The sequence below is a fragment of the Citrobacter sp. Cpo071 genome, assembly GCF_030332765.1.
GTDB lineage: Bacteria > Pseudomonadota > Gammaproteobacteria > Enterobacterales > Enterobacteriaceae > Citrobacter > Citrobacter portucalensis.
Window position 1 is genome coordinate 280,966 of record NZ_JAOWHE010000079.1, and the last position, 18,727, is coordinate 299,692.

13 protein-coding genes are annotated in these 18,727 nt (G+C 52.8%); 10 read left to right on the top strand and 3 right to left on the bottom strand.

Annotation, left to right across the window (positions count from 1 at the left end; genetic code table 11):
* Window positions 1-54 precede the first annotated feature (54 nt).
* From dksA to thpR, 3 genes are all read right to left on the bottom strand, one after another.
* On the bottom strand, window positions 55-510 hold the full coding sequence (gene dksA, locus OGY09_RS11790) for an RNA polymerase-binding protein DksA (protein WP_003829221.1): 456 nt from the start codon (window positions 508-510) through the stop codon (window positions 55-57).
* A gap of 177 nt (window positions 511-687) precedes the next feature.
* A complete protein-coding gene (sfsA, locus tag OGY09_RS11795; protein WP_008786246.1) occupies window positions 688-1,392 on the bottom strand; it encodes a DNA/RNA nuclease SfsA in 705 nt (234 codons plus the stop codon).
* Between the two features lie 15 nt (window positions 1,393-1,407).
* Window positions 1,408-1,938 (bottom strand): RNA 2',3'-cyclic phosphodiesterase, encoded by a 531-nt coding sequence (gene thpR, locus OGY09_RS11800; RefSeq protein ID WP_032942390.1) that lies wholly within the window; start codon window positions 1,936-1,938, stop codon window positions 1,408-1,410.
* Between the two features lie 73 nt (window positions 1,939-2,011).
* Here thpR and hrpB point away from each other — a divergent pair, with 73 nt between their 5' ends.
* The 10 genes from hrpB to fhuB all read left to right on the top strand — a co-directional run bounded on the left by hrpB (window position 2,012) and on the right by fhuB (window position 18,663).
* On the top strand, window positions 2,012-4,441 hold the full coding sequence (hrpB, locus tag OGY09_RS11805) for an ATP-dependent helicase HrpB (RefSeq protein WP_032942391.1): 2,430 nt from the start codon (window positions 2,012-2,014) through the stop codon (window positions 4,439-4,441).
* 135 nt (window positions 4,442-4,576) lie between these two features.
* A complete protein-coding gene (gene mrcB / locus OGY09_RS11810) occupies window positions 4,577-7,117 on the top strand; it encodes a bifunctional glycosyl transferase/transpeptidase (protein ID WP_032942392.1) in 2,541 nt (846 codons plus the stop codon).
* A gap of 406 nt (window positions 7,118-7,523) precedes the next feature.
* A complete protein-coding gene (locus OGY09_RS11815; RefSeq protein WP_032942393.1) occupies window positions 7,524-8,090 on the top strand; it encodes a fimbrial protein in 567 nt (188 codons plus the stop codon).
* A gap of 47 nt (window positions 8,091-8,137) precedes the next feature.
* Complete coding sequence (locus OGY09_RS11820) at window positions 8,138-8,851, top strand: fimbrial biogenesis chaperone (protein WP_050592465.1); 714 nt, start codon at window positions 8,138-8,140, stop codon at window positions 8,849-8,851.
* Between the two features lie 43 nt (window positions 8,852-8,894).
* Window positions 8,895-11,381 carry a fimbria/pilus outer membrane usher protein gene (locus tag OGY09_RS11825; protein ID WP_032942394.1) on the top strand — a complete coding sequence of 829 codons (2,487 nt, stop codon included), beginning with the start codon at window positions 8,895-8,897 and terminating at the stop codon, window positions 11,379-11,381.
* Between the two features lie 34 nt (window positions 11,382-11,415).
* Window positions 11,416-12,414 carry a fimbrial protein gene (locus tag OGY09_RS11830; protein ID WP_223849071.1) on the top strand — a complete coding sequence of 333 codons (999 nt, stop codon included), beginning with the start codon at window positions 11,416-11,418 and terminating at the stop codon, window positions 12,412-12,414.
* Window positions 12,415-12,624: 210 nt separating this feature from the next.
* Entirely contained in the window at window positions 12,625-14,874 is a 2,250-nt protein-coding gene (gene fhuA, locus OGY09_RS11835) for a ferrichrome porin FhuA (RefSeq protein WP_032942395.1), read from the top strand.
* A 47-nt stretch (window positions 14,875-14,921) separates the two neighbouring features.
* Window positions 14,922-15,719: a Fe3+-hydroxamate ABC transporter ATP-binding protein FhuC gene (gene fhuC, locus OGY09_RS11840; RefSeq protein ID WP_003829206.1), complete on the top strand. Its 798-nt coding sequence runs from the start codon at window positions 14,922-14,924 to the stop codon at window positions 15,717-15,719.
* Window positions 15,719-16,609 carry a Fe(3+)-hydroxamate ABC transporter substrate-binding protein FhuD gene (gene fhuD, locus OGY09_RS11845; RefSeq protein ID WP_032942396.1) on the top strand — a complete coding sequence of 297 codons (891 nt, stop codon included), beginning with the start codon at window positions 15,719-15,721 and terminating at the stop codon, window positions 16,607-16,609. The genes fhuC and fhuD overlap by 1 nt, the downstream gene beginning before the upstream one ends.
* A gap of 14 nt (window positions 16,610-16,623) precedes the next feature.
* Window positions 16,624-18,663 carry a Fe(3+)-hydroxamate ABC transporter permease FhuB gene (fhuB, locus tag OGY09_RS11850; RefSeq protein ID WP_122973772.1) on the top strand — a complete coding sequence of 680 codons (2,040 nt, stop codon included), beginning with the start codon at window positions 16,624-16,626 and terminating at the stop codon, window positions 18,661-18,663.
* Window positions 18,664-18,727: the final 64 nt, after the last annotated feature.

Consider the following 18,727-nt stretch of genomic DNA (forward strand, 5'->3'; position numbering starts at 1 on the left):
TAATAAGGCGGGAGAAGCTCCCGCCTGTAGTAAACGTGGTAAAAATGACCGGAATTAACCTGCCATTTGTTTTTCGCGGATTTCTGCCAGCGTTTTACAGTCGATGCACAGATCGGCTGTCGGACGCGCTTCCAGACGGCGAATACCAATTTCTACGCCGCATGATTCGCAGTAGCCGAAATCTTCGTCTTCTACTTTCTTCAGCGTCTTCTCGATCTTTTTGATCAGTTTGCGCTCACGGTCACGGTTACGCAGCTCAAGGCTGAATTCTTCTTCCTGTGCGGCGCGGTCCACCGGATCAGGGAAGTTAGCCGCTTCGTCTTGCATATGAGTTACGGTGCGATCGACTTCATCCCTAAGTTGATTGCGCCATGCCTCAAGAATACGCCTGAAGTGCGACAGCTGGGCTTCGTTCATATACTCTTCGCCCGGTTTCTCCTGGTACGGCTCCACCCCAGCGATGGCGAGAATACTCAGGGACGATGTTTTACGGTTTTGCCCTTCTTGCATGTTGCTTCTCCTTAACACGCACTATCGATCCCCATGTTCGGGGGAAAAATCAGGTCGCTATAAATAGCAGATGCTTTTCCGGATAGCAATTATCTAAACGTAACACTTGACAACCCTGTGAGGAAAAGCGTATTTGCCCACGCGCCCAGAATACTAATTGACCAGATATTTACACCATTACAAGGTAATGGGCAACGGCTCTTTAAGAGTCATACCGTGGGCAGAAAGTTCCGCTTTATAAACCAGAATTTCAACCCCCTTAAGCTGTGCTTCAACTAATAATTGCGCATATTTTGCATCGATATGGCGCGCGGGTGAAAACCGTGTAATGGCTGAATGTAGCACGGCGAAAAATATCACTGCCCGCTTGCCTTCAGCCGCTACGCTCATCAATTCCCGAAGATGCTTCTGACCTCGTTCAGTGATGGCATCGGGAAAATAACCCTGCTCTTTTTCCGCCAACGTGACTGATTTCACTTCAATATAGCAGTCAGGTCGGGAATCTGCCTGTAACAAAAAGTCGATGCGGCTCCCTTCGGCGCCGTATTTTACTTCACTTTTCAAAGTACTGTAGCCTGAAACTTCCGAAATTAACGCCTGCTGAATCGCCTCTTTCGTTAATCTGTTGGCCCACAGCGTGTTAACACAAATAAATTCACCGGATTGGGTTTGCGTTAATTCCCAGGTATGTGGATATTTGCGTTTAGTATTTTCTGATGTCGAATACCAAACGGTGTCACCTGGCATTGCGCATCCGGTCATCGCACCGGTATTTGGGCAGTGTAGCGTTAACGCTGTGCCATCGGGTGTGATCACATCCGCTAAAAAGCGTTTATAGCGCTGAATGAGCGTTGCAGGTTGTAAAGGTGGAGAAAATTGCATAAGCAGTCCCTTTAATTATTCAGTCAGCGTCCAGCGTTGCAGCGGCGTATAACGCGTGCGTCCTCGTGAAAATGAGGAGGAGTAAAGTGCGAACTCCGTTACCGGAAATGACCAGCCAAAGCCCGGTGGAGGGATTGGAACCGCGTGACCGGCATCGCGCAGCAGCGTGATATGCGGGTGAAACGGCTGCGGGCTTTGATAGCACCCGCTACGCGCTGCCTGCGCCCGTAGCATATTCGCCAGTTGCAGCAACCCGCGCGGCGGCTGACGCATACCCAGCCACACGACCCTGGAGCGCAGCCATTGCCCGGCATCATCGAATTTGAGCGTGAAACCTGGCTGGCGAATACGCCCCGCGAGCTGCGACAGCGCCTGTTGCTTCTCAGCGCTGACGTCGCCTAAAAAGGCCAGCGTCAGATGCAGATTATCAGCCGCGACGGGGCGACCCGCTTCAGGGGGGAACTGCGCGGCCCGCCAGTGGATTAGCTGCTCCCGAACCCCGGCTGGCAATTCAATCGCAAAGAACAGCCTTTTTGGCTCAGACATGATGGATACTCGGTTATGAATTAACGCGATGCTACAATGCAGCGCGAAGAATGTTAACCCTCTGGAGCCATTTGTGACGTTGTTGCCCGTTGCTGCCGTAGTGCCTGAACTGCTTACCGCCCTTGATGCCTCGCCGCAGGTTCTGCTGACGGCGCCGACCGGTGCCGGGAAATCGACCTGGCTGCCGTTGCGACTTCTTGAGCATCGCGGTATCACGGGGCGGATTATTTTGCTGGAGCCGCGCCGCCTGGCAGCGCGCAATGTGGCGCAACGATTAGCGGAATTGCTGAACGAAAAGCCTGGTGAAACTGTGGGCTATCGCATGCGCGCACAAAGTTGCGTAGGGCCGCAGACCCGGCTGGAAGTGGTAACAGAGGGCGTCCTGACGCGGATGATCCAACGCGATCCTGAACTGACAGGCGTCGGGCTGGTGATCCTCGACGAATTTCACGAACGGAGTTTACAGGCTGATCTGGCGCTGGCGCTATTGCTGGATGTGCAGCAAGGGCTGCGGGACGATCTGAAACTGTTGATTATGTCCGCCACTCTGGATAACGGGCGTTTGCAGCAGATGTTGCCCGATGTGCCGACGATCGTTTCTGAAGGCCGCGCATTTCCCGTTGAGCGGCGGTATCAGCCGTTGGCGGCGCATTTGCGTTTTGATGAAGCGGTGGCGATAGCGACGGCGGAGCTATTGCGCCATGAAAGCGGGTCACTGCTGCTATTTTTACCGGGTGTGGGCGAAATCCTGCGTGTACAGGAGCAGCTGGCTACGCGTGTAGGCAGCGATGTTGTGCTGTGTCCACTGTACGGCGCGTTAACGCTTTCCGAGCAGCGTCAGGCGATTGTGCCCGCGCCGCAAGGCAAACGCAAAGTGGTGCTGGCCACCAATATTGCTGAAACCAGCTTGACGATCGAAGGCATCCGACTGGTGGTGGACTGCGCCCAAGAACGCGTGGCGCGCTATGACGTGCGTACCGGTCTGACGCGACTGATTACCCAGCGCATCAGCCAGGCTTCGATGACTCAGCGCGCGGGACGTGCGGGTCGTCTGGAGCCCGGTATTTGCCTGCATCTGCTTGCCAAAGAGCAGGCAGAAAGAGCGGCAGCGCAGGGGGAAGCGGAGATATTGCAGAGCGATCTGTCCGGGCTACTGATGGAGTTGCTGCAATGGGGATGTACCGAACCTGAACAACTGAACTGGCTGGATATGCCGCCCGCCATCAACCTGCAGGCGGCAAAACGGCTGTTGCAGATGCTGGGCGCGCTTGAGGGCGACAGGCTCAGTGCCCGCGGGCAGAAAATGGCGGCATTGGGTAACGATCCTCGTTTAGCGGCGATGCTGGTCGGTGCCAAAAATAATACCGAAGCGGCTACGGCGGCAAAACTGGCCGCGATTCTGGAAGAGCCGCCGCGCGGTGGAAGTACCGATCTGACCGTGGCGTTTGCACGAAATCAGCCCGCCTGGCAGCAGCGCAGTCAACAGTTGCTGAAACGGCTTAACGTTAGCAGCGGGCAGCCCGACAGCACGCTGCTCCCCTCATTGCTGGCGCGGGCGTTTGCCGATCGGATAGCGCGTCGACGCGGGCAGGAAGGGCGCTATCAACTGGCGAATGGCATGGGCGCTATGCTGGATGCCGATGATGCTTCAGGACGCCATGAATGGCTGATAGCGCCACTTTTGTTGCAGGGCAGCGCTTCGCCAGACGCGCGTATTTTGCTGGCTCTGCTGCTGGATATCGAGTCGCTGATGCAGGCATGTCCTGAGCTGCTGCAACAGTCCGACACCATCGAATGGGATGAAACCCAGGGAACGTTAAAGGCATTGCGTCGGTCGCGCATTGGTCAGCTCACGGTAAAAGTACAGCCATTGGCCAAACCCTCGGAAGAGGAGTTGCATCAGGCGATGTTGAATGGCATTCGCGATAAAGGGCTAAGTGTGCTCAACTGGACGCCGGAAGCCGAGCAGTTTCGACTGCGTCTGCAATGTGCGGCAAACTGGTTGCCAGAATACGACTGGCCCGCGGTAGATGAGGATTCTCTGTTGGCGTCGCTGGAGACCTGGCTGCTGCCGCACATGAGCGGTGTGCACTCGTTACGCGCATTAAAAGCACTCAATGTGGGACAGGCGTTGCGCGGTTTACTGGACTGGTCAATGTTGCAACGTCTGGATAGTGAGCTGCCTGCGCATTACACTGTGCCGACGGGAAGCCGGATTGCCATTCGCTATCATGAGGATAATCCTCCAGTATTGGCGGTTCGGATGCAGGAAATGTTTGGTGAAGCAAAGACTCCAACCATTGCCCAGGGGCGCGTGCCGCTGGTGCTGGAGCTGCTGTCTCCGGCCCAAAGACCGCTACAGGTGACGAGCGATCTGAGCGCGTTCTGGCAGGGATCGTACCGTGAGGTGCAAAAAGAGATGAAAGGGCGTTATCCCAAACATGTCTGGCCGGACGATCCGGCGAATACCGCGCCAACGCGGCGCACCAAAAAGTATTCGTAATGTAACTGTAGGCCGGATAAGGCGTTATGCCGCATCCGGCGAAAGAGCGGTAATAATTGAGAGATTTCTTCTTCTGTCGCAGGACGGAAGAACAGAGAATCGGGCCCTTGCGCCTGAATGTTGCGGAGAAAAAGCATGGCGGGGAATGACCGCGAGCCAATTGGACGTAAAGGGAAACCCTCGCGTCCGGTGAAACAAAAGGTGAGCCGTCGTCAACTCAGAGATGAAGAGTATGACGACGATTATGATGATGATGACTATGAGGATGAAGAACCGATGCCGCGTAAGGGTAAAGGCAAAGGGCGTAAGCCTCGTGGTAAGCGCGGCTGGTTCTGGCTGCTGGTAAAACTGTCGATTGTCTTTTTGGTGCTGATCGCCATTTACGGCGTTTATCTGGACCAAAAAATCCGTAGCCGTATTGATGGTAAAGTCTGGCAGCTTCCTGCGGCAGTTTATGGCCGTATGGTTAACCTTGAGCCAGAAATGCCTATCGGCAAAAACGAGATGGTGAAGCTGCTGGAGGCCACGCAGTATCGTCAGGTGACGAAGATGACGCGTCCGGGCGAATTTACCGTGCAGGCGAAGAGCATCGAGATGATTCGTCGTCCATTTGACTTCCCGGACAGTAAAGAAGGGCAGGTGCGTGCGCGTCTGACCTTTGACGGCGATCATCTGGACACCATCGAGAATATGGATAACAACCGCCAGTTCGGTTTCTTCCGTCTCGATCCGCGTCTGATCACCATGCTCTCTTCACCTAACGGTGAGCAGCGCCTGTTTGTTCCGCGTAGCGGCTTCCCGGATCTGCTGGTGGACACACTGCTGGCGACCGAAGACCGTCACTTCTATGAGCATGACGGTATCAGCCTTTATTCCATTGGCCGTGCGGTGCTGGCGAACCTGACGGCGGGTCGTACGGTACAGGGGGCCAGTACGCTGACTCAGCAGCTGGTGAAAAACCTGTTCCTGTCCAGCGAACGTTCCTACTGGCGTAAGGCCAACGAAGCCTATATGGCGCTGATCATGGATGCGCGTTACAGCAAAGACCGCATTCTTGAGCTGTACATGAACGAAGTCTATCTCGGCCAAAGCGGTGATAACGAGATTCGCGGCTTCCCGCTGGCGAGCCTCTATTATTTCGGTCGTCCGGTAGAAGAGCTGAGCCTCGACCAGCAGGCGCTGCTGGTGGGGATGGTTAAAGGGGCGTCGATCTACAACCCGTGGCGTAACCCGAAACTGGCGCTGGAGCGTCGTAACCTGGTTCTGCGTCTTCTGCAACAGCAGCAGATTATCGACCAGGATCTGTATGACATGCTGAGTGCGCGTCCGTTAGGCGTACAGCCGCGTGGTGGGGTGATCTCCCCGCAGCCTGCCTTTATGCAGATGGTGCGTCAGGAGCTCCAGGCGAAGCTGGGCGATAAAGTTAAAGATCTCTCCGGCGTGAAGATTTTCACCACCTTTGATTCCGTGGCGCAGGACGCCGCAGAAAAAGCGGCGGTGGAAGGCATTCCGGTACTGAAGAAACAGCGTAAGCTGAGCGATCTGGAAACCGCGATTGTGGTTGTTGACCGCTTTAGCGGCGAAGTTCGCGCCATGGTCGGCGGAGCAGAACCGCAGTTTGCGGGCTATAACCGTGCGATGCAGGCGCGTCGTTCGATTGGTTCTCTGGCCAAGCCTGCGACCTATCTGACCGCGCTCAGCCAGCCGAAACTGTACCGCCTGAATACCTGGATTGCCGACGCGCCGATTGCACTGCGTCAGCCGAACGGCCAGGTGTGGTCACCGCAGAACGATGACCGTCGCTATAGCGAAAGCGGTAGAGTGATGCTGGTGGATGCGTTAACGCGTTCAATGAACGTGCCAACGGTAAATCTGGGGATGGCGCTGGGCCTGCCTGCTGTAACCGATACCTGGTTGAAGCTGGGGGCGCCGAAAGATCAGCTTAACCCGGTTCCCGCCATGCTGCTGGGGGCGTTGAACCTGACGCCAATTGAAGTGGCGCAGGCATTCCAGACTATCGCCAGCGGCGGGAACCGCGCGCCGCTGTCGGCGCTGCGTTCGGTTATTGCCGAAGATGGAACCGTACTGTACCAGAGTTTCCCACAGGCCGAGCGTGCCGTTCCGGCGCAAGCAGCGTATATGACGCTGTGGACTATGCAGCAGGTGGTTCAGCGTGGTACAGGTCGCCAGCTTGGCGCGAAGTATCCGGGTCTGCATCTGGCAGGGAAAACCGGGACCACCAACAACAACGTGGATACCTGGTTTGCTGGGATCGACGGCAGCCAGGTGACCATCACTTGGGTGGGCCGCGATAATAACCAGCCAACCAAGCTGTACGGTGCCAGCGGCGCGATGTCGATTTATCAGCGTTATCTGGCCAACCAGACGCCAACACCGCTGGTGTTGACGCCGCCGGAGGATGTGGTGGATATGGGCGTAGACTACGACGGTAACTTCGTTTGTAGCGGCGGGATGCGCACGCTTCCTGTATGGACCACCGATCCGGATTCATTGTGTCAGCAAGGTGAGATGCTGCAGCAGTCGGGTAATCCGTTCGATCAATCTTCTCAGCAGCCGCAGCAACAGCAGCCTCAACAGCAGCAACCGCCGCAGCAGGAGAAGAAGGACGGCGATGGAGTAGCCGGTTGGATTAAAGAGATGTTTGGTAGTAATTAATTCAGTAATAAATTATACCTAAACACCCGCTATTAGCGGGTGTTTTTATTTCTGGGTAAAATGAATTTTATTTTTTCATGATGCAATTGTATTGATTTAATTTTAATTAAGAACAAATTAAGTAAAACAAATGTATGCAAAAGACATTGGAAATTAAATAGTTAACTTCTTTTATGGTGTGTGAAAAATCGCAGGCTATAGACAGTCTCTCCGGTGGTTTGATTTAATCCGCGAGTGAACACTATACACGATTCATTGTATTGATTTGATGAAGGGATTTCAGAAGATCATGTTTTTTGCATATCTTTATTCTTTTCTCTCCGTGCTCACCCTCAATATTTCTCGCCAGTAATTTATTATTGGCAATGGGACTTTGTCATTCAATCGTTCTGATTAAGGGATTCTAATGAATAAAAAGCTTCTTACTGTGCTGATGGCCGGAAGCCTGATTGCCGCTGTAAATACTTCTGCATTTGCAGAAGATACGGGTAAGGTAGAGTTTTCTGGCCGCATTGTTGCCGACACTTGCGTTATTGATGTCGATGGCGCAGGAGCAAATACCGTGGTGACTTTTGCTGATGCTTACCCGGATAATTTTGGTTCTGATGGGGCAATTGGCCCGACAAAAGATTTCCAGATTTCTCTGGCTAAATGTGACCCTGCTATAGCAAGTTTAAACCTGAGGTTCAGTGGTGACACTACTGACGGCGAGAAATTACGCCTGAAGAACGACCTTAGTGATGCGAGTGCTGCAAAATATGTGGGTATTACCGTTACCAATAATAATGGTGGTAACACTGACGTTGTGTTTGATGACTCCGTTCCGGTATCAACCACGGATGTGGCGAATACTGGCGATGAAGCAACGCCTTCTATTTTCAACTATACCGCGAAAGTGATTCAGATTGGTGATGAAAAACCGACTGCAGGTAAATATCACGCCTCCGCGAACTTTACCGTGTTCTATCGTTAAGTATGACAGGCAGCCCTTCAGGGCTGCCTGACCAGGGAGTATTGCGGGTGAAATTATATGCGCGAATTTGTTTTGCCATCATTGGGCTTATTGTCATAAATGCACAGGCCAGCATTGTCCTGGGGGGAACTAGAATCATTTACCCGGAGAATAAAAAAGAAGTACAGATATCTATTAAGAATAAAGAAGATGCCAATAAATATCTGATACAAAGCTGGGTAACAAAGACAGATAACACAAAAGCGCCTTTTATTATCACTCCGCCGATTTATAAAATGGACGCTAATGGCCAGGCTCTGCTGCATATCGTCTTTATTGGCGATAAAGGATCGCTACCACAAGACCGTGAATCGATGTTTGTTGCCAACTTTAAATCTGTTTCGGCTATGCCTGATGAATTAAAAGATAAAAATACGCTGCAGTTTGCGATGAAAACACAGCTGAAACTTTTTTGGCGGCCAGTGGGTCTTAAAGAATCGGCCGCTGCCGGTGCGTGGGAAAAATTACGGTTTAGCCGTCAGGGTTCTCAATTAACCGCAAAAAATCCAACGCCATTTCATATTTCGTTATTAGAACTCTCTGTTGGCGGAAAGCAGGTAAAACCTCTCGCAGACAGTTCTGTACCTGAGTCATTGTCAATGACGGTTCCTCCCTTTGGGGAACAGATATTTTCAATACCTGCAGCTGCAGTAGGTGATGTGTCATGGGCTGCAGTGAATGACTATGGTGCTGCAACGGTGAAAAAGCGCCAACAACTATAAACGCAATGACGCGTATGGGTAAAAATTAAAGGGACTTTATTATATGCAGCCTTATCCTTTGCGATCTTGCCGACTCTTTTTGCTCAACAGCATTACGCTGGCATTATGCTCATTTTTGCACCCAGCGAGTGCTGAAGATGAATTCAATTTGCATATTCTGGAACTCGGTACACCGTTAGAGAATACGTCAACACTGGAAACCTTTTTGCAAAATAATGGGTTACAACCAGGGACTTATTTGACTGAAGTTATGTGGGATTATGATCGCATTGATAAGCGAAATATTACATACGTACTATCGCAGGATAAGACGCAGTTACTCCCGCAGTTCAGCAAAGGGGATCTCAGAGAGCTGGGGGTGAAGGTCGATAGCCTTCCCGGCTTGAAATCATTGGCTGATACGGCTCCAGTTGGCGACATCGCCCAGTACATATCGGGAGCAAAGTTTGATTTTCAACTCGATAGCCAAACTCTTTTCATGCGGATCCCGCAAATTTATCGCGACCAGCAAGTCGCTGGCGCTATCCCTATTAAAGACTGGGACGATGGCATTCCTGCGGCATGGAGCAGCTATTACATTAGCGGTAACCGCCAGCAAGTAAATGGCGAGAACGATAACTCGAACTGGGCAAGCCTTAATTCCGGTCTAAATCTTGGCGCCTGGCGGCTTCGTAATTCAAGTACCTACAGCAATTCGGATGGCTGGGATGCGATCAGCACCACGCTGGAGCGGGATATTAAATTTCTGCAAAGCCAGCTTGAAATCGGCCAGACATATACCAACGGCGAACTGTTTGACAGCGTACAGATGACAGGAGTGAAGCTGGAAACCGATACCAGCATGTTACCCAATAGCTTACAAGGGTTTGCGCCTGTTGTACGCGGAATTGCCAATAGCGATGCAAAAGTAACGATTAAGCAAAATGGCTACACGATATATCAGACTTATGTCTCCAGCGGCCCCTTTGAAATCAGAGATCTCAGTCAGGTAACAGCAGGGTCAGATTTACAAGTTACCGTTAAAGAAGCTGATGGAAGCGAGCATTCGTTTATTCAGGCAAGTGCTTCGGTACCCATCTTACAGCGTGAAGGTGCGCTGAAATATAGCCTTGCTGGTGGAAAATACCGCGATAGCGATAACGGCGAGGAACCTGGGTTTGGTCAGGCGACGGTAATCTACGGCATGCCTCATGGCATTACGCTGTATGGCGGAGCGCTCGACGCATCAATTTACCGTGCCGGTCTGGTCGGGGCGGGGGCCGATCTCGGTGAGCTTGGTTCTGTGTCTGTAGATGTTACTGCGGCCAGAACTCAGTTTGACGACGGGCGTGGTAATGCCAATGGTTTATCCTGGCGCGCACAATATTCCAAAGACTTTTCTGCAACAGATACCACGGTGACGCTGGCCAGTTACCGTTATTCCACTTCTGGTTTTTATACCTTCCAGGAAGCACTCGATCAACGCGATAGGGGCGAAGATGATGGAATTTACAATTACCGTAAAACGAACAATCGTCGTAGCCGTTTACAGTTGAGTATGTCGCAATCATTGGGCTCTGTAGGGTCTGTGTATATCAATGGTTATCAACAAGATTACTGGGATATGAGTGGGCATGAGCGCAGTGCCAGTATGGGATTCAGCTCCAGTTGGCAGGACATCACCTGGTCTGTGAACTATAGCCTGACAAAAACACCAAACAGCGATAATGACCAGCAGGTTGCATTTTCCGTCAATATTCCTTTGTCACGTTGGCTGTCAAACAGTTGGGCGACCTACAACCTAAACAGCGCTAAAAATGGCAATACCGTGCATCAGGTTGGGATTGGCGGGACTGCGCTGGAAGATAACAACTTAAGTTATAACCTGCAGCAAAGCTATACCGATCACGATACTGGATATGGTGCGAGCATGACGGGGCGTTATCGTGGCTCATACGGTGAAATTGGGGCGAACTATAGCTATGCCAAAGATAGCAAACAGTGGAACTACAGCGCGCAAGGATCCGTCGTCGCACATCCTTATGGTATTACGCTGGGGCAATCTGTCCAGGATGCTTTTGCTATTGTCCATATTGACGAGGGAGCAGATGTTAAAGTCCAGAATATGCAAGGTATTTACACTGACTACTGGGGAAATGCGGTCGTACCATATCTAACTAATTATCGTCGTAATACCGTCACGGTGAACAGCGGGGAACGCGACGATCTGGATATCGAAAAACCGGCCAAAGATGTCGTACCTACGAAAGGGGCAGTTGTCGCAGCTAATTTCTCTGCCCGCCAGGGTATTCGCGCCTTATTAACACTTCACCATGGATCGAGTTTTGTGCCTTTCGGCGCGGTACTGTCAATTGAGGGGGGCTCCTCAATAGTCGGAGATGGTGGCGAAGTTTATCTGACCGGTTTGAAAGGTAATGTACCGTTTAAAGTACAGTGGGGTAGTGCTCCAGAACAGCGCTGTGAAGGAAATGCGCAGATCCCAGACGATATCGAGTCCTCTATTTACCAGGCTGCGGTTGAGTGTCGATAGTGTAAAGGGAAAACATAAAATGGACTGTGGGAATATGAATAATTATATGATTTTTAGATTGATTCTATGTTGCGGTCTATTGTTCGCACAGCAATCAGTTCAGGCATCCTGCAAAATTGAGAATGATGCGTCGCCGTCAACCTCTACGTTCAATATGCCGTCGTTTACGGTAAATGCGGACGCTGCTCCAGGTACGATCATTGCAACCCAGGAAGTGACTGGCGATCTTATTAAAGTCGTGGACTGTACAGATAATGGCGATATCTATACAGGCTATACCGTATTCACGAGTAGCGATGCCCGCACGGATAATCCCCTTAGCCGCGTTTATCAAACAAATGTTCCGGGAATAGGTTTTCGGGTCGCCTGGGTTAAAGATAACGCTTCCGCCCTAACAGAAGGTTCGGTGGTTACCCCTATGCATCTAGGGACGTCAAAAACAACCCACTTAAGTGACTATAGTATTCAATCACGTGCGAGAGCTGAATTTGTCGTCACTGGTGTTGTGCAGTCAGGAGTTATTGACGTCAACATGCTCAATGCGGACTGGATTTATGATTCGCAGGTTATTGCTCAAATTCGCTTTGCGCCAATAGCGATTAACGTTACTGCTAACACCTGCAATTTAGTTGAAAAAAATATCACAGTGCCGCTAAAGAGAATCATGACTAGCGATATTGTGGAGGGCTATTCCGATGTTGTGTCTGATGATAGTTTCAAGATTCAGCTGGAACAGTGTGTTGCTGGCATCAAACTTGATTATAAATTCACCACTGCCGGTTCAACTGGCGTGAGTGGCAATAGCGACATCCTGGAGATCGCCAGTGGTAATGACGCGGCCGAAGGGGTCGGATTACAAATCCTCGACAGCAACAATAATGTGCTGAAATTTGATCAAGATTACAACGCGGTAGCGCAAACAACCGATAGGCAGTCTGTCACTATCCCTTTGAAAGCGAGATATGTACAAACAGGCACTGTAAAAGCGGGAAAGGTTGACTCTGTTGCGACATTTAGCGTTTTTTACCGCTAGCCAAAAATAGCCTGTGTATTTGCAGGCTTTTCTTTTAAACATTCCAGCCTAATTTATTAACCCTTTCTTTTCATCTGGTTGTTTCTTAACCCCTCAGTTTTAGTAGGGACGCGTATTGCTTGCTATCTCGCCAGAGTTTCGAATATTATGCTGCCGTTATAATAATAATTCTCGTTTACGTTATCATTCACTTTAATCAGAGAAATACCAATGGCGCGTCTTAAAACTGCTCAGCCAAGTTCATCACTGCGTAAAATCGCAGTAGTGGTAGCCACAGCGGTTAGCGGCATGTCTGTCTATGCACAGGCGGCGGTTGACCCGAAAGAAGAAACCATCACCGTAACTGCTGCACCTGCTCCGCAGGAAAGCGCATGGGGGCCTGCGGCAACCATCGCTGCACGACAGTCTGCTACGGCGACCAAAACCGACACTCCGATTCAAAAAGTTCCTCAGTCTATTTCAGTGGTCACCGCCGAAGAGATGGCGTTGCATCAGCCAAAATCGGTCAAAGAGGCGCTCAGCTACACCCCGGGCGTTGCCGTGGGTACGCGTGGCGCGTCCAATACCTATGACTACCTGATTATTCGCGGATTTGCCGCCGACGGCCAAAGTCAGAATAACTATCTGAATGGCCTGAAGATGCAGGGCAACTTCTACAATGATGCGGTCATCGACCCTTATATGCTGGAGCGCGCCGAAGTGATGCGCGGTCCGGTTTCCGTTCTGTACGGAAAGAGCAACCCGGGTGGGTTGTTGAACATGGTCAGCAAGCGCCCGACAACGGAGCCGCTGAAAGAAGTTCAGTTCAAAATGGGCACTGACAGCCTGTTCCAGACCGGTTTTGACTTCAGCGATGCGCTGGATGACGATGGTGTGTACTCATACCGCCTGACCGGCCTGGCGCGTTCCGCGAATGCGCAGCAGCAGGGCGCAGAAGAACAGCGTTATGCCATCGCGCCATCTTTCACATGGCGTCCGGATGATAAGACGAATTTCACCTTCCTCTCCTACTTCCAGAACGAGCCGGAAACCGGTTATTACGGCTGGTTGCCGAAAGAGGGGACCGTGTCTAAACTGCCAAATGGTTCACGTCTGCCGACCGATTTCAACGAAGGTGCGGACAACAATACCTACTCTCGTAACGAGAAGATGGTGGGCTACAGCTTCGACCACGAATTTAACGACACCTTTACCGTACGTCAGAACCTGCGTTATGCCCAAAACAAAGTGTCGCAGAAAAGCGTGTACGGCTATGGCATGTGCTCCGATCCGCTGTATACCAAAGATCCGGCTAACAGCCCTTGCGCCAGCATCCCTCAGTCAGATTGGGATCACACGCTGACTCGTCAGTACGTTGACGATAATGAAAAATTGCAGAATTTCTCTGTTGATACCCAGTTGCAGAGCACATTCGCCACCGGTTCCCTGGATCACACATTGCTGACCGGCGTTGACTATATGCGTATGCGTAACGATATCAACTCCTGGTTCGGTTGGGCTGGTTCGGTAGCGCCGTCTGATATCTATAATCTTGATCGTAGCGATTTTGACTTTGGCTCGCACCCTGGACCTGGCGCAGCTTATCGCGTTCTGAATAAACAGGAACAAACGGGCCTGTACGCTCAGGATCAGATGCAGTGGGATAAGGTGCTGGTCACTCTGGGCGGTCGTTACGACTGGGCTAAGCAGGACTCTCTGAACCGCGTTTCTGGTGTGCTGGACTCCCGTGATGATCGACAGTTCACCTGGCGTGGCGGTGTTAACTACCTGTTCGATAACGGTGTAACCCCGTATTTCAGCTACAGCGAATCGTTTGAACCTAATTCTCAGGTTGGGGAAAGCGGCAATATCTTTGCGCCATCTAAAGGTAAGCAGTACGAAGCGGGCGTGAAGTACGTACCGAGCGATCGTCCGATCGTGTTGACCGGTGCCGTTTACCAGTTGACCAAAACCAACAACCTGATGGCCGACCCGAATGGATCGATCTGGTCAGTTGAAGGCGGTGAAATTCGCTCACGTGGTGTGGAAATTGAAGCGAAAGCGGCGCTGTCAGCCAGCGTTAACGTGGTTGGTTCTTATACCTACACCGACGCGGAATACACCACCGACACTACCTACAAAGGCAACACGCCTGCTCAGGTGCCAAAACATATGGCATCACTGTGGGGGGACTACACCCTTTATGACGGCGCGCTTTCCGGGCTGACGTTGGGTACGGGTGTTCGTTATACTAGTTCCAGTTATGGCGATCCGGCAAACTCCTTCAAAGTGGGAAGCTACACGCTGGTAGATGCGTTAGTGCGTTACGATCTGGCGCGTGTAGGTATGGCTGGCTCCAATGTGGCGCTGCATGTGAACAACCTGTTTGACCGTGAATACGTCGCCAGCTGCTTCAATACTTATGGCTGCTTCTGGGGCGCAGAACGTCAGGTCGTTGCAACTGCAACCTTCCGTTTCTAATTTCTCTTTGGGCACGCTTTGCGTGCCCGTTTTACAAGTTGGCTGCTATGCAGGAAAACAGATCCCATCCCGACACCACTTTTGCGTTGCGTAATGTCTCCTTTCGTGTGCCTGGCCGCACGCTTTTGCATCCTCTCTCATTAACTTTTCCTGTAGGGAAAGTGACTGGTCTTATCGGCCACAACGGTTCCGGTAAATCGACATTATTGAAAATGCTGGGACGTCATCAGCCGCCGTCAGAAGGTGAAATCCTGCTCGACGAACAGCCGCTGGAGAGCTGGAGTAGTAAAGCGTTTGCCCGCAAGGTCGCCTATCTGCCGCAACAGCTGCCGCAGGCAGAAGGGATGACCGTACGCGAACTGGTGGCGATTGGTCGTTATCCGTGGCACGGGGCGCTGGGGCGTTTTGGCGTTGCCGACAGAGAGAAGGTAGAAGAAGCAATTTCGCTGGTAGGTTTAAAGCCGCTGGCGCACCGTCTGGTCGATAGCCTGTCCGGTGGGGAACGCCAACGCGCGTGGATTGCCATGCTGGTGGCACAGGACAGCCGCTGTCTGCTGCTTGATGAACCAACTTCCGCGCTGGATATCGCCCATCAGGTTGACGTGCTGGCGCTGGTGCACCGCTTAAGCCAGCAGCGCGGGCTGACGGTGGTTGCGGTGCTGCATGATATCAATATGGCGGCCCGTTACTGCGATTACCTCGTTGCGCTGCGCGGCGGTGAGATGATTTCTCAAGGAACGCCTGCTGAACTGATGCGCAGTGAAACTCTGGAACAAATTTACGGTATCCCGATGGGCATTTTGCCGCATCCGGCCGGTGCCGCACCCGTGAGTTTTGTCTATTAATGATCGGATTACATCATATTACCCGTCGGCGGCTGCTTACGGCGATGGCGCTGTCGCCTCTGCTGTGGCGGATGAATACGGCGCACGCCGCGGCGGTTGATCCCCAGCGCATTGTCGCGCTGGAATGGCTGCCGGTAGAGCTGCTGCTGGCGCTGGGTATTACGCCGTATGGCATCGCAGATATCCCTAACTACAAGCTGTGGGTCAGTGAGCCTCCTCTGCCGGACTCGGTAATTGATGTCGGGCTACGTACGGAACCCAATCTCGAACTGCTGACCGAAATGAAGCCCTCGTTTCTGCTCTGGTCGGCAGGTTACGGTCCTTCCCCTGAAAAGCTGGCGCGGATTGCACCTGGCCGGGGATTTAACTTTAGCGATGGCAAAAAGCCGCTGGTCGTTGCGCGACAGTCGCTGCAGGAAATGGCGCAATTGTTCAATCTGCAAGCCTCTGCTGAACGCCATTTGACTGAGTACGATCGTTATATCGCCAGCCTGAAACCGCGCTTTATGCAACGCGGCGCGCGTCCCGTGCTCCTGACATCCTTGCTTGATTCGCGACATATGCTGGTGTTTGGCTCAAACAGCCTGTTCCAGGACATACTGGACGAATATGGGATCCCTAACGCCTGGCAGGGAGAAACAAACTTCTGGGGCAGCACTGCCGTGAGTATTGACCGTCTGGCTGCTTATAAGGATGTCGATGTGCTGTGCTTTGATCACGGCAATGATAAAGAGATGGCTGCGCTGATGTCTACGCCATTATGGCAGGCGATGCCGTTTGTCCGTGGCGGACGTTTTCAACGTGTGCCTGCCGTTTGGTTTTATGGCGCAACGCTATCGGCCATGCATTTTGCCCGTATTCTGGATAATGCGTTGGGAGGCAAAGCGTGAGCAGGAAACTTGAAATGCCGGATGGCGGCGCGAAAAACGCCTTATCCGACCTACGGTTTGGGCGCTTTGTAGGCCGGATAAGGCGAAGCCGCCATCCGGCGTTGCTGTTGTTGGTGCTGTTTGTTGCTGCCTGCTGGCTGACATGGGTTAACTTCTCCGTTGCGCTACCGCGCAGTCAGTGGCAACAGGCTATCTGGTCACCGGATATCGACATCATTGAGCAGATGGTTTTTCACTATAGCCTGCTGCCGAGGCTGGCGATATCGCTACTGGTCGGCGCCGGGCTGGGCCTGGTCGGCGTGTTGTTTCAGCAGGTGTTGCGTAACCCGCTGGCGGAGCCAACCACGCTGGGCGTTGCGACTGGTGCGCAGTTGGGCATTACGGTTACCACGCTGTGGGCTATTCCTGGTGCGCTGACCACGCAATTTGCGGCGCTGGCGGGAGCATGTGTCGTTGGGGCGCTGGTGTTTGGCGTTGCCTGGGGCAAGCGCCTTTCTCCGGTGACGTTAATCCTTGCCGGGTTGGTGGTCAGCCTGTACTGCGGGGCGATTAATCAGTTGATGGTTATCTTCCATCACGATCAGCTGCAAAGCATGTTTTTATGGAGCAGCGGCACGTTAACGCAAACCGACTGGAGCGGCGTACAGCGTCTGTGGCCGCAGCTGTTGGGCGGTGTGATGCTGACTCTGTTGTTGTTACGCCCAATGACGCTGATGGGACTGGATGACGGCGTGGCGCGTAACCTCGGTCTGGCGCTGTCGCTGGCACGTCTGGCGGCGTTATCGCTGGCCATTGTCATCAGCGCCTTACTGGTTAACGCGGTTGGAATTATCGGCTTTATTGGCCTGTTTGCACCGCTGCTGGCGAAAATGCTCGGTGCGCGTCGTTTGCTGGCACGTCTGGTGCTTGCCCCGCTGATTGGTGCGTTGATCCTCTGGCTCTCCGACCAAATCATTCTGTGGCTGACCCGCGTATGGATGGAAGTCTCCACCGGTTCAGTGACGGCGTTGATTGGCGCACCGTTGCTACTGTGGTTGTTGCCGCGCTTGAGGAGTATGAGCGCCCCGGATATGAACGTCAGTAATCGCATCGCCGCTGAGCGTCAGAATGTGCTGATGTTTGCGCTGGCGGGTGGCGTAATCTTGCTGCTAACCCTCGTGGTGGCGCTGTCGTTTGGCCGCGACGCACATGGCTGGACATGGGCTAGCGGCGCGATGCTGGATGAGCTGATGCCCTGGCGCTGGCCTCGCATTCTGGCGGCCCTGATTGCCGGGGTGATGCTGGCGGTAGCGGGCTGTATTATTCAACGTCTGACGGGCAACCCGATGGCCAGCCCGGAAGTGCTGGGCATTAGCTCCGGTGCGGCATTTGGCGTGGTACTCATGCTGTTTTTGGTCCCCGGAAATGCTTTTGGCTGGCTGCTGCCTGCCGGAAGCCTCGGGGCCGCGGTTACTCTGCTTATCATTATGATTGCCGCCGGGCGCGGTGGTTTTTCACCGCACCGTATGCTGTTGGCCGGTATGGCGCTCAGTACGGCCTTTACTATGCTGCTGATGATGCTGCAGGCCAGCGGCGATCCGCGCATGGCGGGCGTGTTGACCTGGATTTCCGGTTCAACCTATAACGCGAGCGGAGAGCAAGTACTGCGTACCGGGATTGTGATGGTGATTCTGCTGGCGATGACGCCTCTGTGCCGCCGTTGGCTAACAATTTTACCGCTCGGCGGCGATACGGCGCGGGCTGTCGGTATGGCTATCACGCCATCACGCGTGGGGTTACTGCTGCTGGCGGCAGGGCTGACGGCGACAGCCACCATGACTATTGGACCGTTGAGTTTTGTCGGGCTGATGGCTCCGCATATTGCCCGTATGATGGGTTTTCGTCGGGCGATGCCGCATATGCTGATTTCGGCGCTGGCGGGTGGCGTGTTGCTGGTCTTTGCTGACTGGTGCGGCAGGATGGTGCTGTTTCCGTATCAGATCCCGGCGGGATTATTGTCGACGTTTATTGGTGCGCCGTACTTTATCTATCTGCTGAGAAAGCAGAGCCGCTGAGGCTGACCCCTTTCATGTAGGCCGGATAAGACGCTTTGCGTCGACATCCGGCAATAAAAAAGCC